The 14,942-nt window shown below is 60.0% G+C and carries 18 protein-coding genes; 10 read left to right on the forward strand and 8 right to left on the reverse strand.

All coding sequences use genetic code 11. The features are described 5' to 3' along the window. Positions 1-17 precede the first annotated feature (17 nt). The gene (gene slyA, locus MC269_RS09930; RefSeq protein WP_081137382.1) at positions 18-455 is read right to left on the reverse strand and encodes a transcriptional regulator SlyA; all 438 of its coding nucleotides are present in this window, start codon (positions 453-455) and stop codon (positions 18-20) included. Between the two features lie 152 nt (positions 456-607). Here slyA and MC269_RS09935 point away from each other — a divergent pair, with 152 nt between their 5' ends. From MC269_RS09935 to MC269_RS09945, 3 genes are read left to right on the forward strand one after another with little or no spacing between them, the layout of a single operon-like run. Then, positions 608-853, forward strand: coding sequence for a DUF1656 domain-containing protein (locus MC269_RS09935; protein WP_081137380.1), 246 nt, complete (start codon positions 608-610; stop codon positions 851-853). Next, entirely contained in the window at positions 850-1,716 is an 867-nt protein-coding gene (locus MC269_RS09940; protein ID WP_239952278.1) for an HlyD family secretion protein, read from the forward strand. The genes MC269_RS09935 and MC269_RS09940 overlap by 4 nt, the downstream gene beginning before the upstream one ends. Next, positions 1,713-3,713 carry an FUSC family protein gene (locus MC269_RS09945; protein WP_239952279.1) on the forward strand — a complete coding sequence of 667 codons (2,001 nt, stop codon included), beginning with the start codon at positions 1,713-1,715 and terminating at the stop codon, positions 3,711-3,713. Before MC269_RS09940 ends, MC269_RS09945 begins: the two co-directional genes overlap by 4 nt. Here the strand turns inward: MC269_RS09945 and MC269_RS09950 are convergent, their stop codons facing one another. The 4 genes from MC269_RS09950 to MC269_RS09965 form a co-directional block, all read right to left on the reverse strand. Next, on the reverse strand, positions 3,714-4,181 hold the full coding sequence (locus MC269_RS09950; protein ID WP_081137374.1) for a hypothetical protein: 468 nt from the start codon (positions 4,179-4,181) through the stop codon (positions 3,714-3,716). A 139-nt stretch (positions 4,182-4,320) separates the two neighbouring features. Continuing rightward, positions 4,321-4,809, reverse strand: coding sequence for a superoxide dismutase [Cu-Zn] SodC (gene sodC, locus MC269_RS09955; RefSeq protein ID WP_371824334.1), 489 nt, complete (start codon positions 4,807-4,809; stop codon positions 4,321-4,323). A gap of 116 nt (positions 4,810-4,925) precedes the next feature. Further along, a complete protein-coding gene (locus tag MC269_RS09960; RefSeq protein ID WP_239952281.1) occupies positions 4,926-5,822 on the reverse strand; it encodes an aldo/keto reductase family oxidoreductase in 897 nt (298 codons plus the stop codon). A 57-nt stretch (positions 5,823-5,879) separates the two neighbouring features. Then, entirely contained in the window at positions 5,880-6,119 is a 240-nt protein-coding gene (locus MC269_RS09965) for a DUF1289 domain-containing protein (protein ID WP_239952282.1), read from the reverse strand. A gap of 202 nt (positions 6,120-6,321) precedes the next feature. Between MC269_RS09965 and eptA the strand changes: the two genes are divergently transcribed. The 5 genes from eptA (at position 6,322) to rnt (ending at position 11,031) form a co-directional block, all read left to right on the forward strand. After that, positions 6,322-7,962, forward strand: coding sequence for a phosphoethanolamine transferase EptA (gene eptA, locus MC269_RS09970; protein WP_239955101.1), 1,641 nt, complete (start codon positions 6,322-6,324; stop codon positions 7,960-7,962). A 39-nt stretch (positions 7,963-8,001) separates the two neighbouring features. After that, a complete protein-coding gene (locus MC269_RS09975; RefSeq protein ID WP_239952283.1) occupies positions 8,002-8,583 on the forward strand; it encodes a TetR/AcrR family transcriptional regulator in 582 nt (193 codons plus the stop codon). Between the two features lie 48 nt (positions 8,584-8,631). Further along, a complete protein-coding gene (locus MC269_RS09980) occupies positions 8,632-9,729 on the forward strand; it encodes an alkene reductase (protein ID WP_239952284.1) in 1,098 nt (365 codons plus the stop codon). A 111-nt stretch (positions 9,730-9,840) separates the two neighbouring features. Beyond that, complete coding sequence (gene gloA / locus MC269_RS09985; RefSeq protein ID WP_081137362.1) at positions 9,841-10,248, forward strand: lactoylglutathione lyase; 408 nt, start codon at positions 9,841-9,843, stop codon at positions 10,246-10,248. Positions 10,249-10,359: 111 nt separating this feature from the next. Continuing rightward, on the forward strand, positions 10,360-11,031 hold the full coding sequence (rnt, locus tag MC269_RS09990) for a ribonuclease T (protein ID WP_081137707.1): 672 nt from the start codon (positions 10,360-10,362) through the stop codon (positions 11,029-11,031). A 35-nt stretch (positions 11,032-11,066) separates the two neighbouring features. Here the strand turns inward: rnt and MC269_RS09995 are convergent, their stop codons facing one another. After that, positions 11,067-11,402: a Grx4 family monothiol glutaredoxin gene (locus tag MC269_RS09995; protein WP_174580892.1), complete on the reverse strand. Its 336-nt coding sequence runs from the start codon at positions 11,400-11,402 to the stop codon at positions 11,067-11,069. Between the two features lie 362 nt (positions 11,403-11,764). Here MC269_RS09995 and MC269_RS10000 point away from each other — a divergent pair, with 362 nt between their 5' ends. After that, positions 11,765-12,565, forward strand: coding sequence for a C40 family peptidase (locus tag MC269_RS10000; RefSeq protein ID WP_239952285.1), 801 nt, complete (start codon positions 11,765-11,767; stop codon positions 12,563-12,565). Between the two features lie 45 nt (positions 12,566-12,610). On the opposite strand, the gene MC269_RS10005 is transcribed toward MC269_RS10000, so the two are convergent. Continuing rightward, positions 12,611-12,700 carry a YnhF family membrane protein gene (locus MC269_RS10005; RefSeq protein WP_094078480.1) on the reverse strand — a complete coding sequence of 30 codons (90 nt, stop codon included), beginning with the start codon at positions 12,698-12,700 and terminating at the stop codon, positions 12,611-12,613. A 285-nt stretch (positions 12,701-12,985) separates the two neighbouring features. Between MC269_RS10005 and purR the strand changes: the two genes are divergently transcribed. Next, positions 12,986-14,011: an HTH-type transcriptional repressor PurR gene (purR, locus tag MC269_RS10010; protein WP_081137356.1), complete on the forward strand. Its 1,026-nt coding sequence runs from the start codon at positions 12,986-12,988 to the stop codon at positions 14,009-14,011. Here the strand turns inward: purR and punR are convergent. Further along, the gene (gene punR, locus MC269_RS10015) at positions 14,008-14,913 is read right to left on the reverse strand and encodes a DNA-binding transcriptional activator PunR (RefSeq protein WP_239952286.1); all 906 of its coding nucleotides are present in this window, start codon (positions 14,911-14,913) and stop codon (positions 14,008-14,010) included. The two genes, purR and punR, sit on opposite strands and share 4 nt — an antisense overlap. Positions 14,914-14,942 lie beyond the last annotated feature (29 nt).

The following is a 14,942-nucleotide window of genomic DNA, read 5'->3' on the forward strand; positions in this document are numbered from 1 at the left end:
CCGCTGCGTCGGTTTTTTTATTTCTCGCGCTGCTGTAGCTCGAGGATGTTTTTCTCCAGACGGGCGATAAGCGTCACCATCTGGTTGATCTCCTCACGGCTGATGCCAGCGAGAATATCGTCGCGCGTCGCGTCGATGACGCTCTCGACCTGTTCGATGATCGGCTCTGCCTGACGCGTCAGCTTAATGCGCTTCGCGCGGCGATCGTTGGCGCAGGTAGAGCGGGTGATCAGCCCTTTTTCTTCCAGCTGATCCAGCGTGCGCACCAGCGACGGCTGCTCGATGCCGATGGCCTTCGCCAGCTGAATCTGCGACTGTTCCGGCGGCAGCTGATGGATATTGTGCAGCGTGACCCAGTGCGTCTGCGTCAGCTCAAGCGGCTTCAGGCGCTGATCGATCAACGCGCGCCAGATGCGCACCAGCCGAGACAAGTCCGTTCCAAGGGGCGTATCCATTTCATCTCCTTATAATTAGCTTGCTAGCTATCAAGCCAGATTTTACACTATTCTGCGAGTTTAAAGGACAAATTACAAACCCCAGGCGAAGCCGCACCGGTTCATCACCGCTTTTTGAGACCGATGCCAGGGTGATTTCAGAAGGATGATACGTGGCCATCTCCCCCTTTCTTGCAGCCGACCCCCTGACGGACCTGGTGTTCGGCGCCTCGCTGTTTTTTCCGCCGCTGTTTAAAGCGGTCCTGCTGGGTTTCTTTTTCTGGCTGATCGTGCACCCGCTGCTGCGCGGCTGGATCTACTCGGGCGACGTCTGGCATCCCACGCTGCTCGATCTCTCGCTGTTCGTGCTCTGCGTCGCCGCCGCGCTTTTTCTGATGGGACAGGGATATTCGTCATGAGATTTAACCCGATAAAGTACTTTTCGACGCTGATCGTCTTCGCGGCCGCCCTGCTGGCGGGCGGCTGGATGTGGAACTACTACATGCAGTCGCCCTGGACGCGCGACGGCAAGGTGCGGGCAGAGCTGGTGCAGATTACCCCGCAGATCTCGGCGCGCATCGTCAGCCTGACGGTAAAGGATAATCAGTTTGTGCATCGGGGTCAGACCCTGCTGACGCTGGATCGCGTGCCCTGGCAGATCGCGCTGGACAACGCCGAGGCGCAGCTGGCGAAAGCGCAGGCCGATCTGGCGAAGGCCCAGCATGAAGCGCGACGTCGCGCCAGCCTGCCGCGCAACGTTATCTCCGCCGAAGATCTTGATGCCGCGCAGCTTAACGCCGCCTCGATGGCGGCCAGCGCCAAAGCGGCGCAGGCGGCGCTGGACCAGGCGCGCTGGAACCTGCAGCAAACCACCGTAATCGCACCCGCCGACGGCTGGGTCAGCAACCTGACGCTGCGCGTCGGCGATTACGCCACCGCCGGCACGCCGCTCTTCGCGCTGGTCGACAGCCACTCTTACTATGTGATGGGCTACTTCGAAGAGACCAAGCTGCGCCATATTCGTCCCGGCGCGCCGGCGAACATCGTGCTCTACAGCAATGGCGCGCGGCTGCAGGGCGAGGTTGAGAGCATCGGCCGCGCCATCTACGACCAGAGCGTCGACAGCGACAGCGGACTGGTGCCGGATATCAAACCGAACGTGCCCTGGGTGCGGCTGGCGCAGCGCGTGCCTGTGCGCATTCGCCTGGCGCACATCCCGGATAACGTGCCGCTGGTGGCGGGCACCACCTGCACCATTTCTGTCGAGCCGCAGGCGCAATGAACCTGCAGTGGCTGGCGTGGGATCGGCTGCCGTGGGTCAAGGCAAATGCCAGCCAGTGGCGCTACGCCCTGCGCAACGCCATTGCCATGTGTCTGGCGCTCAGCATCGCCTATGCGCTCGATCTGGATGAGCCCTACTGGGCGATGACCTCGGCGGCGGTGATCAGCTTTCCCACCGTCGGCGGCGCCATCAGCAAAAGCCTCGGGCGCATTGTCGGCAGCCTGATGGGCGCAGGTGCCGCCCTGCTGATCGCCGGCCACACCCTCAACGAACCCTGGCTGTTTACCTTTTTTATCGCCGGCTGGCTGGCGCTCTGCACCGGCATCGCCAACCACTATCAAAATAACGTCGCCTACGCCTTTTCGCTGGCGGGCTACACCGCGGCGATTATCGTCTTCAGCAGCGTCGATCTGACCGATGCCACCGATCTCTGGACCCTGACCCAGGCGCGGGTGTGCGAGGTGATCTCAGGCATTCTCTGCGCCGGTTTTATGATGATGGTGCTGCCGAGCACCTCGGACGGCGACGCGCTGATGACGTCGCTGCAAAAAATGCACGCGCGGCTGCTGGAACATGCCGCGCTGCTGCTACAGCCCGGCGCCGGCGACAACGTGCGCGCCGCGCATGAAGCGGTGATCAGCCAGATCCTCACCATGAACCTGCTGCGCATTCAGGCGTTCTGGAGCCACTACCGCTTTCGCCGCCAAAATAACGTGCTCAACTATGTGCTGCACCAGCAGCTGCGGCTGACCAGCGTGCTCTCCAGCCTGCGCCGCATGCTGCTTAACTGGCCCGACGCGCCGCCAGCGCTCTACCAGGCTATCGACGCGCTGATGCAGGAGCTGGCCCGCGCGCAGTGCGACAAATACCGGCTGGCGCAGATCCTGCGCAGCGTGACCCCCGCCGCTGACGGCGACTATCGCCAGCGCGCCTTTTGCCAGCGTCTGCGCTATTTCTGCTGGATGTACCTTAACGTCAGCCGCTGGATCCGCCTGCTGACCCGCGCCGACGCCGATACCCGCTTTCAGCCGCCGCGCGTGCCCTCGCTGGCGCGTGAGAGCGACAGCGCCGAGGCGGGATGGAGCGCCCTGCGCACCTTTTGCGCCGTCGTGGCGGGCTGCGCCTTCTGGATCGCCACCCAGTGGTCGGCCGGCGCGGCGGCGCTGACCCTGACCGCCATCGCCTGCGTGCTCTACTCGTCCGCGCCCTCGCCCAGCGGCAGCGTCTCGCTGCTGCTGAAAACTTTGCTCTGGCTGTCGTTGTTTAGCTTTGTGATGAAGTTCGGCCTGATGGTGCAGATCTCCCAGCTGTGGCAGTTTCTGCTGGTTCTGTTTCCGCTGCTGCTGACCCTGCAGCTGTTTAAGCTGCAGCAGAAACAGCGCGCCGCGCTCTGGGGGCAGTTTATCGTCTTTATGGGCTCGTTTATTGCGGTGACCAATCCGCCGAGCTGGGATTACGCGGACTTTCTCAATGACAATATCGCCAAGGTATGCGGCGTGCTGCTCGCCTGGCTGGCGTTTCAGATACTGCGTCCCAGCTCCGACGCGCGCCGCAGCCGTCGTCATATCCGCGCGCTGCGCCTCGCCTTTCTCGATCAGCTGCGCCGCCGTCCGCGCCTGAACGAAACCCGCTTCGAGTCGCAGATTTATCATCGCATCAGCCAGCTGAGCAGTAGCCGTGACGAACAGGCGCGCGTCTGGCTGCTGCGCTGGGGCGTGGTGCTGTTGAACTGTTCGCATATTGTCTGGCAGCTGCGCGACTGGCAGCCCGCGTCGCCCGCGCTGGCGCAGATGCGCGAGGCGAGCCTGCAGGATTTGCAGCGGATTATGAGCGCGCGCGGCGTGCGGCATAAGTCGCTCGACCAGACGCTGACCAGGCTGGATGAGATGACCCGTCAGCTAGCGGCGGCTGGCGAGTCTGAGGCGATTAGCCTGGCGGGCATCCTGTGGCGTCTGCGCTGCTCATTGGCGCAGCTCAAACAGGCAGTGCCGGAATAGCTATTTACAGTATTGCAGCTGCTGGCGTTCGAAATCTGCCTGTAGCTGCGCCAGGGTCTTTCGCTGTTCGAAGCGCGTTTTATCATTGGGCGACATCGGCTCGATCACCAGCTCCCGCTCCTCCGGCGAGTAGATAAAACGCCGCCGGATTTCGCTGCCGGTGAAGCTCTTGCCGACAATGCTGCCGCACACCATGGTCATGCTGGTGCGATAGATGGCCGCCTGTTCGAAGTTGGTTTCGGTGGCGCTGCGCAGCACGAACTGACACCCCTTCTCTTCGAGACGCTTCCGCGCGCCGTGGCTGAGCCACTCACGCCCCTTTGCAATATCTTCACACTCGCCGCGCGCCGGACTGACGTCGATGGTGCGCTGCAGCTGACGTCCGGTTTCGGTCATGAGCTGGGTCTCATTGGGTTGATCGCAGCCCGCCAGCAGCAGGCAGAACAGCAGCGCGCCCGTTTTTCTCATTCCATTTCTCCTTTGACCGCACCAGATGAAAGTGTCCAGAATCAGTATCATAGGCGGTAAATCATCAGGAGAATATAGCCAGAGAGTAAACTAAATGATAATAAAACGGCTCCCGCAGGAGCCGTTAGCGCGTCAACATTCAGATTACGCCGCAGGCGTAACGCCCGCCGCCGCCGCCAAGCGGCTGCGGATGATCGGCGTGGTTGTCGCCGCCGATATGCACCATCAGCGCCTTGCCCTTAATCGCGTCGAGCGAGGTGAGACGCGGCGCCAGCACCGGGTAGTCGGCGCGGCCTTTTTCGTCGACATAGAGCGCCGGCAGGTCGCCGAGGTGGCCCTCTGCGTAGGGCCCAAGGTGTTTGCCGGTTTTTTGCGGGTCGAGATGACCGCCCGCCGCGCCCGCCGCCACCGTTTTCCCTTCCGAGACGCCAGGCTCGCAGCTGCCGTTGGCGTGAACATGGAAGCCGTGCACGCCTGGGGTTAGCCCCTTAAGCGCCGGCGTAAACTGCAGGCCGTATGTCGTCTGTTCGATTTCGACCGTGCCGATCGCCTCGCCGATGCCTTCGGCGCTGACCTTATGCAGCGTCACCTGCTGCGCCAGCGCGCCGTCGGCCATGGCGCTGCTCATCAGGAGTAATCCTGCTAATAACGACTTTTTCATTATTGCCTCTTATCTTTCCCAAAGGTGAGATAAGCCTGGCCGCTATTTCCGCTCTCTGCCGCGCTTTGACACAGTTTTACGCTTCAGGGGACATCGTAGCCGAGTGCCGCTTTGCGAATGCGGAACCACTGCTGACGATCAAGCTGAATGCGCAGCGCCGCGGCCGCTTCGCTGACACGGTCAACATTACCGGAGCCGATAATCGGCAGCGGCTGGCTCGGCAGTGCCAGCACCCAGGCGTAGACCACCTGCGCCAGGCTGGCGGCGCCGGTTTCGAGGCGCACCTTTTCCAGCTCCTCGCGCAGCGGCTGATAGTGCGGGTCGTGGAACAGCTCCCCGCCGCCGAGGCAGGACCACGCCATCGGACGCAGGCGCAGCTGCTGGCACTGGTCGAGAGTGCCATCCAGAATTACATTCTGCTGAATCGGCGAAATTTCTACCTGATTGGTCGCCAGGGTAAAGGGCAGGCGCGACTGCAGCAGCGCAAACTGCGCAGGGGTAAAATTTGACACGCCGAAGTGCAGCACCTTGCCGCTCTGATGCAGTTCCAGAAACGCCTCGGCCACCGCGTCGGCGTTCATCAGCGGATCGGGACGGTGGATCAACAGCAGATCCAGCCGGTCGGTGGCGAAATGGCGCAGCGAATTTTCTGCGCTCTGCAGAATGTGTGCTTTATCGGTGTTGTAGTGGCCGATCTGGTGCTCGGGCTTCGCGCGGGTAGCGATGCCGCATTTGGTGACGATTTGCAGGCGGTCGCGCAAATCGGGCGCCAGCTTCAGCGCCTCGCCAAAAGCGGCTTCGCAGCGGTAGTCGCCATAGATATCGGCGTGATCCACCGTGGTGATGCCGAGAGAAAGGTGGTGTTCAATAAAGCTGACGCGCTGCTGCGGCGTCATTTCCCACGCCATCAGGCGCCAGTAGCCCATAATCAACGGTGAAAAAGCGGGACCCTGCGGTGAAATCGGTTGCGGTTGTAGCATGATGATATCCCTGTGTTTGTCCGGAAAAGCGCTGACAGGCAGTATAGCGAAAAGCGGTCAAAACAGGGACGGCTGCTGCGGTTCTGGATCGTCGTTCGGCTTTTGCTGGCGCTGCAGGCGCAGGCGCCGCAGATGGCACAGGCGCAGCACGTCGCGTTTTTGCGCGTCGCTGAAGTTCATCCAGTTAAAGCGTTCGTCACGGCTGCGCAGGCAGCCGATGCAGTAGCCGCGCGCATCCGTCTGGCAGATGCCGCGACAGGGACTGGGTACCGGGAAAAACTCTAGTTGCTCCGCCACAACGTCCTCGTTTCAATCGATAACTCCCTTAAAGATAGCCTATTGGCTGCGCCTTTCTGCTGACGAGAAGCGGCTCTTGTCACTAAATGTAACTATTTAGTTTGGCTTATCTTAAAACTCACGGCATAGTGTTGAGCTTTCGTTAAGGTTCTCCTCATTTATTCCCCTTATGCTCTTGAAGCGACCTTTGATTTTTAACTGGATACTCATGCTGTTAAATAAGTTACGCTGTCACGAAAGCACCTTTAATATCGTTGTTGCTCTCTTCTTTGCGCTGGCGCTAAACGGTCTCTTCTTGTTTCGAGCCTGGGAGCGGATCCCCTACACCTCGCTGCATGATTACGCCTTTGCCGCCAGCCTTCCGGTGGTGCTGACCGCGGCGTTCACCCTGATTTTTAACCTCGTTGCCTGGCCTTATCTGCGTAAGCCGCTGCTGGCGGTACTGATCCTCGCCAGTGCGGCAGCGAACTATTTTATGTTCAGCTTCGGCACCGTTATCGACACCAATATGGTGCAAAACGTGTTTGAAACCGATGTGCAGGAGTCCGTGGCGCTACTGAGCCGCAACGCCCTGCTGTGGGTCGGACTGATGGGCGTAGTGCCGACCCTCCTGATGGTTTCCGTACGCTTTAAACGGCGCGACAGCTGGTGGATGAACCTGGCGTGGCGCGCGCTGTCGATGGCGGCCGCGCTCGGCGCGATCGTGCTGATGGCGCTGCTGTTTTACAAAGATTACGCGTCGCTGATCCGCAACAATAAAGGGCTGGTGAAAATGGTGACGCCCGCCAATATCATCAGCGGCACCGGCCACTACGTGAATAACCGCTGGATGAAAGGGAGTCAGGCCTGGGTGCATATCGGCCAGGACGCGCACAAAGGCCCGGTTATCCAGGCAGAGCAGAAAAAAACGCTGGTGGTGCTGGTGGTTGGCGAAACCGCGCGCGCGGAGAATTTTTCGCTGGGCGGCTACGGGCGCGAAACCAACCCGCAGCTGAAAAAACAAAACGTTATCTACTATCCGCAGGCGACCTCCTGCGGCACGGAGACGGCAATCTCGGTGCCCTGCATGTTCTCCAACATGCCGCGCGCCCATTACGACGCCAACCTGGCGCACCATCAGGATGGCGTGCTGGATATTCTGGCGCACGCGGGCATTAGCGTACTGTGGCGCGAAAACGACGGTGGCTGCAAAGGCGCCTGCGATCGCGTGCCGCATACCGATATGACCCTGTGGAAGCTTGATAACTGGTGCAAGGATGGCTCCTGCCTGGACGACGTTCTGTTGCACCGGCTGGATAACTACACTGAGAGCCTGCATAACGACGGCATCATCGTGCTGCACCAGATGGGCAGTCACGGCCCCGCCTACTACCGCCGCTATCCGCCGCAGTTTCGCCAGTTTACGCCGACCTGCGACAGCAATCAGATCCAGGACTGCGATCATCAGGCGCTGATGAACACCTATGACAATACGCTGCTCTACAGCGACGATATGCTGAGCCGCACCATCGATTCGCTAAAAGCGCTCAGCGACCGCTTTAACGTGGCGCTGGTCTATCTCTCCGATCACGGCGAATCCCTCGGCGATCACGGCATGTATCTGCACGGCACGCCCTACCTGTTTGCGCCGTCACAGCAGACCCATATCCCGCTGCTGATGTGGATGTCGGACGGCTATGCCCGCGCTTACCAGATTGATGAAGCCTGTTTGCGCCGTCAGGCGCCCACGGCGGAGGTGTCGCAGGACAACCTGTTCCATACGCTGCTGGGGATGTTTGATGTGCAGACCGGCGAATATCAGCCGCAGCTCGACATGATCAGAACGTGCCGAAAAGCGGGTTAAGCGTTGCATCTGACCGATCGGTCTACTACCTTAACCGCCATGAACAAGACGCTACCCCGTATCGACACCCGTGAACATCTGCTCGCCACCGGCGAGCAGCTCTGCCTGCAGCGGGGCTTTACCGGCATGGGGCTGAGCGAGCTACTGGCGCGGGCAGAAGTGCCGAAAGGCTCTTTTTATTACTACTTCCGTTCGAAAGAGGCGTTCGGCGTGGCGCTGCTGGAGCGCTACTTTCACGCGCTTTATCAGCAGCTCGAGGCGCAGCTGCGCCAGGGCGAGGCGCCGCCGCGCCAGCGGCTGTTGCACCACTTTCGTCAGGCGGAACAGCTGTTCAGCGAACAGGGACAGCTCGTCGGCTGCCTGGCGGTGAAGCTCTCTGCCGAGGTGTGCGATCTCTCCGAGCCGATGCGCGACGCGCTGCAGCATGGCGCCAGCCGCATCATTGCGCTTTACGCGCAGACGCTCGAGGCGGATGGGCCGTTGCCTTACGCGCCGCGCGAGATGGCGCAGCTAATCTATATTTTATGGCTGGGCGCGAGCCTGCAGAGCAAGCTTTCTCGTGAAGCGCAGCCGCTGCGTCTGGCGCTAAGAACGCTCGAACAGTGGCTGAGCACGCCCTGATTTAAAAAACCTTGATTGATAGTTGACCGGTCTACTACAGGAGATGTTATGGCAAGTTCCCGGCTGTTTAGCCCGCTTAAAGTGGGCGCGATCACCGTACCCAACCGCGTATTTATGGCGCCGCTGACGCGCCTGCGCAGCATCGAACCCGGCGACGTACCCACTCCGCTGATGGGCGAATATTATCGCCAGCGCGCCAGCGCCGGTCTGATCATCACCGAGGCGACGCAGGTCTCCTTCCAGGCGAAAGGCTACGCCGGCGCGCCGGGCCTTCACACCCAGCAGCAGATCGCCGCGTGGAAAACGATCAACGCCGGCATTCATGAGGCGGGCGGCCACAGCGCCGTTCAGCTGTGGCATACCGGCCGTATTTCCCATTACAGCGTCCAGCCGGAAGGCAATGCGCCTGTCGCGCCCTCTGCTTTGGCCGCCGGCACGCGCACCTCGCTGCGCGCGGAAGATGGCAGCGTCTATCGCGAAGAGACCTCTACGCCGCGCGCCCTGACCGTCGCCGAAATCAGGCAGATTGTGGCGGACTTCGGCCAGGCCGCCGCCAACGCGCGCGAGGCGGATTTCGATCTGCTGGAGCTGCATTCGGCACACGGCTACCTGATGCACCAGTTCCTGGCACCTGATTCCAACCGCCGCACCGATGAGTATGGCGGCAGCATCGAGAAGCGCGGCCGTTTCGCGCTGGAAGTGGTGGACGCCGCTATTGCCAACTGGTCCGCCGACCGTATCGGCATTCGCGTCTCGCCTATCGGCAGTTTCCAGAATCTGGATAACGGCCCTGATGAGGAAGAGGCGGCGCTGTGGTATATCGGCGAGCTGGCGAAGCGCAATATCGCCTATCTGCACCTCTCCGAACCGGACTGGGCGGGCGGTAAGCCTTACACCGACGCCTTCCGCGAAAAAGTGCGCGCGCTGTTCCCTGGCGTGATTATCGGCGCCGGTGCCTACAGCGTCGAGAAAGCGGACAACCTGATCGCGCGCGGCCTGATCGACGCCGTGGCCTTTGGCCGCGACTTTATCGCCAACCCCGATCTGGTGGCGCGCCTGCAGCAGGACGCCCCGCTCAACCCGCAGCGCCCGGAAAGTTTCTACGGCGGCGGCGCGGAAGGCTACACCGACTACCCCACGCTTTAAGCGCGACGCTGGCGCGACAACGGTTACGCCAGCGCCCGTTTTTTGCTATTTTCACCGCTATACTTAGCGTTTGCGCCATCGGAAGATGGCGATTCAATAAAAGAGGATGTTATGCGTTTACTTCACACCATGTTACGCGTTGGCGATCTGCAACGTTCTATCGATTTCTACACCCGCGTGCTCGGCATGCGCGTGCTGCGTCAGAGCGAAAACACTGAATACAAATACACGCTGGCATTCGTGGGTTACACCGAAGAGAGCGAAGGCGCGGTGATCGAACTGACCTATAACTGGGGCGTCGAGAGCTACGATCTCGGCAACGCTTACGGTCATATCGCGCTGGGCGTGGATGACGTGGCGGCGACCTGCGACCGCATTCGCAACGCGGGCGGCAACGTAACGCGTGAAGCGGGTCCGGTAAAAGGCGGCTCGACCATTATTGCCTTCGTCGAAGATCCAGACGGATACAAGATCGAACTGATCGAAAATAAACACGCCGGTCACGGCCTGGGCAACTAAGTTTGCCGCTTCAGCCTGCTCTCTGCGGCGGGCTGAAGCCTTCCCTGCTGCTGCACCCTCTCTTTTTTTTTGCCATAATGCGCGCTGCCCAATTCCTGCTATGAGATGCTGATGTCTGAAACGAACTCCCTGAACGCGCTAAATCAACGTTTCCGAGGCTTTTATCCTGTGGTGATCGATGTCGAGACCGCGGGCTTTAACGCGCAGACCGATGCGCTGCTGGAGATCGCCGCCACCACGCTGAAAATGGATGAAGACGGCTGGCTGCATCGCGACCAGACGCTGCATTTTCACGTTGAACCCTTTGAAGGGTCGCTGCTTCATCCGGAAGCGCTGGCGTTTACCGGCATCGATCCCAGCAATCCCCTGCGCGGCGCGGTCAGCGAATATGAGGCGCTGCACGCCATCTTTAAGATGGTGCGCAAAGGCATCAAGGATCACCACTGCAATCGCGCCATTATGGTGGCGCATAACGCGACGTTCGATCTGAACTTTATGATGGCCGCCGCCGGGCGCGCCGCGCTCAAGCGCAACCCTTTTCACCCGTTCGCCACCTTCGACACCGCGGCGCTGAGCGGGCTGGTGCTGGGGCAGACGGTGCTGGCGAAAGCCTGCAAGGCGGCGGGCATGGATTTTGACAGCACGCAGGCGCACTCCGCGCTCTACGACACCGAGCAGACGGCGACGCTGTTTTGCGAGCTGGTGAACCGCTGGAAACGCCTGGGCGGCTGGCCACTGCCGATGGCAGAAGGCGACGACGAGCAGCAGGCCGCATCGGCCTGAGCATAAAAAAAGCCGACTGGCGTCGGCTCTTTTATTTATTCCGCTTCTTTGTGCTTTTCCGCGGTCTCTTTGATCAGCGACTGCAGTTCGCCACGCTGAAACATCTCCACGATAATGTCGCAGCCGCCCACCAGCTCGCCGTCAACCCACAGCTGCGGGAAGGTCGGCCAGTTGGCGTATTTCGGCAGCTCGGCGCGAATATCAGGGTTCTGCAGAATATCCACGTAGGCAAAGCGCTCGCCGCAGGCGGAAAGCGCCTGCACCGCCTGCGAGGAGAAACCGCAGCTTGGCAGCTTCGGCGAACCTTTCATGTACAGCAGGACCGGGTTTTCTGCGATCTGGCGCTGAATTTTTTCTACAGTACTCATAATTGCCTTCCTTAATTCCCTACTTCGTGTTTGTTTATTGTAGCGACTTCGCCCCATCACTGAAAACGACAATTTCTCGCTTGTCAGGTGAAACCGCCATGTTTGTTAAGTTCTCAGCTAAAGATCTGCTTTTTCCTGACGATAATCAAAACCTAAGCTATTCATAACTGGTAATAATTTTGCTGCTATAACCTGCTGAAATTGCTCATTTAAGAGCCAGTTGCAACCCTGTAACAGTTTAATAGAAAAATGGCTTAACTTTTGAAAAAAACCTGGCTTAGAATGGCCCCGGCGCTGATCACCGATCAGATTTTTCTAACCTCGTTACGGCCTGTTGTCGTAACCGCTAACCCTGAAACCGGACGATGCGATTACTGATTACGCTTTTTATCTTAGCTTTCGCGCAGCTGTTTCTGAACATTGCGTCGGCTTCGCCGCAAACGCCGGTTAACGCCAGTCTGCATAAAGCGGAAAAAAAGAGCGCGCGTGAAGATGAGCGGCGCAAACGCCGTCCGGTGAAAACCAGCGCCAAAAAATCTCGCCCCTCGACTGCGCAAAAACTCAAACTGAAAAAACAGCAGAAACTCGACACGGCCGCCCTCTCTCATCCCGTCAGCGACAAGAAAAAATCCGCTAAAAACACCCGTAAGCGCTATGGTCATCAGCGCCCGTTAAGCACGGCTAAAACCGCGGGCGCCGGGCTGCTGGAAGCGGACGATCCTACCACCATTAAAATGAGCAAGTCCCATCGCCTGCGCTATCAAAAAGCGCGCGAAACCGCGATGACCAAGCTGATGGGTCAGCTGGGCAAGCCTTATCAGTGGGGCGGCACCTCGCCGCATACCGGTTTCGACTGCAGCGGCCTGGTCTGGTACGCCTATAAGGACTTAGTGAAATTCCGTATCCCGCGCACCGCCAATGAGATGTACCACCTGCGCGACGCCGCAGAGGTGAAGCGCGAGTCGCTGGAGAAAGGCGATCTGGTCTTCTTCCGCATCAACGGCCGCGGCACGGCGGATCACGTTGGGGTTTACCTCGGCAACGGCAAGTTTATTCAGTCGCCGCGCACCGGGAAAGATATTCAGATTAGCGCGCTGTCGGAAGATTACTGGCAGCGCCACTATATCGGCGCGCGCCGTATGATGACGCCGAAAACCATTCGCTAAGAAAAAAGAAAACCGGGGATGTCCCCGGTTTTTTTATTGCTGCTGTTAGTGCATCACGGCGGTAAAGCTAAAGGCCACGATCATCAGCAGCGCCGCGCCGGTGGTCATCAGCGCCAGTTTTAAATCTGTGCTCATAGCTACTCCTTATCCACACATTTGTCAGGGTCTTGCGGATTTTCCCACAGTCGCCGGTAAAAATCTCGTTTTATCCCGCAAGCCTTGCTAGAATCCCCGCCTTTGTTGCGCAACTGACGCAACGCCCGTGCCGTTCGCACGCAACAGCCCCTGTTTTGTCCTGCCCAGTGCGTGTTTCACCGACAAAAAACTGTAGCGAATTAACAGAAAACCATCCTGGCGGACGCAAACGATTAACATTATGCTTATCAGCGGCTTACTGATAAGTTCTGGAGTCTCTTTTTAATGGCAACAATCAAAGATGTCGCGAAGCGTGCCGGTGTCTCCACAACCACCGTTTCTCACGTTATCAATAAAACGCGCTTTGTCGCGGAAGAGACGCGCAACGCCGTCTGGCAGGCGATTCAGGAACTGCACTACTCGCCCAGCGCCGTTGCGCGTAGCCTGAAGGTCAATCACACGAAAACGCTGGGGCTGCTTGCCACCTCCAGCGAGGCACCCTATTTCGCCGAAATCATCGAGGCGGTTGAGCATCACTGCTTTGAGCGCGGCTATACCCTGATCCTCGGCAATGCTCACAACGATCTGCAGAAACAGCGCGCCTACCTGTCGATGATGGCGCAAAAGCGCGTCGATGGCCTGCTGGTGATGTGCTCTGAGTATCCTGACGACCTGCTGAAGATGCTGGAAGAGAACCGCAATATTCCCATGGTGGTCATGGACTGGGGCGAATCGCGCGCCGACTTTACCGATACCGTGCTGGATAACGCTTTCCAGGGCGGCTATCTGGCGGGACGCTATCTGATCGAACGCGGTCACCGCGATATCGGCGCCATTCCCGGCCAGCTGGAGCGCAACACCGGCGGCGGACGCCACGCGGGCTTTTTAAAAGCGCTGGAGGAAGCGGGCATCGCGGTGCGCGCGGAGTGGATCGTGCAGGGTGATTTCGAGCCGGAGTCGGGCTACCAGGCGATGCAGCAGATCCTGCAGCAGAAGCAGCGCCCGACGGCGATTTTCTGCGGCGGCGATATCATGGCGATGGGCGCTATCTGCGCCGCCGACGAGATGGGACTGCGCGTGCCGCAGGATATTTCGGTGATCGGCTATGACAACGTGCGCAACGCGCGCTACTTCACGCCAGCGCTGACCACCGTGCATCAGCCGAAAGCGCAGCTGGGCGAGAAAGCGCTGGAGATGCTGCTGGACCGCATCACCAGCAAACGCGAAGAGTCGCAGACCATTGAGGTGCATCCGACCCTGATCGAGCGCCGCTCGGTCGGCGACGGCCCGTTCCGCGACTACCGCCGTTAATCCTCGCTCAGCCACTCCTGATTCAGGGTTTGCGCATCGCCCAGATAGCTAAGCAGCCAGCCTAGCGCGGGCGATGCGCCCGCTTCCGACCAGCTGACGCAGCAGGGACTCTCGGGAAAAGGCGCCGGCAGCGTCAGCTCCGCCAGATCGCCTTTATCCAGCAACGGGCGCGCCAGATGGCCCGGCATCATCGCCACGCATAATCCCTCCAGCACACACGCCAGCCCCGCCTGCCAGTCCGGCACCACCAGCCGTCGCTGATTGTCGAGCGTCCAGGTCATGCGGCGCGGCAGCGCGCGCGCGGTATCCTCCAGCACCAGCGACGGCCAGGCGCGCAGCGCGTCGTCATCGAGCCGCGGCAGCCGGGTGAGCGGATGCTGGCGCGCCACCACGCAGCGCCAGTTGAGCGCGCCCATATCGCGAAAGGAGAAGCGGCCGCCGACCGGGATCGCCTGCGTCGCGCCGATGGCGACGTCGACGCGTCCGTCAGCCAGCGCATCCCAGACGCCGTTAAAAACTTCGTAGCTGATGTGCAATTCCATGTCGGGGAAGTGACGGTAGAAGTCGGTCACCAGCTGACGGCTGCGTGGTAGCTTGACGATGCGATCCACCGCGATGCTCAGCTGCCCGCGCCAGCCGTTCGCCAGCTGCTGGCACTGACGCCGGGTGGCAAGCATTTTTTTGATAACCTCGCGCCCCTCGCGCACAAAATGTTCGCCCGCGGCGGTCAACGCCACGTTGCGATGCTGACGTTCGAACAGCGGCACCGCCAGCCAGGTTTCCAGCTGACGCACCGTATAGCTGACGGCAGAGGGCACGCGGTGCAGCTCTTCGGCGGCCGCACTAAAGCTGCCGGTGCGCGCCACCGCGTCAACCACCTCCAGGGCATATTCAGACCACATGCTTTTTCCCTTCAAATTTTTTCACAGCA

The organism is Pantoea sp. Z09, from assembly GCF_022394795.1.
GTDB classification, from domain to species: domain Bacteria; phylum Pseudomonadota; class Gammaproteobacteria; order Enterobacterales; family Enterobacteriaceae; genus Pantoea; species Pantoea latae.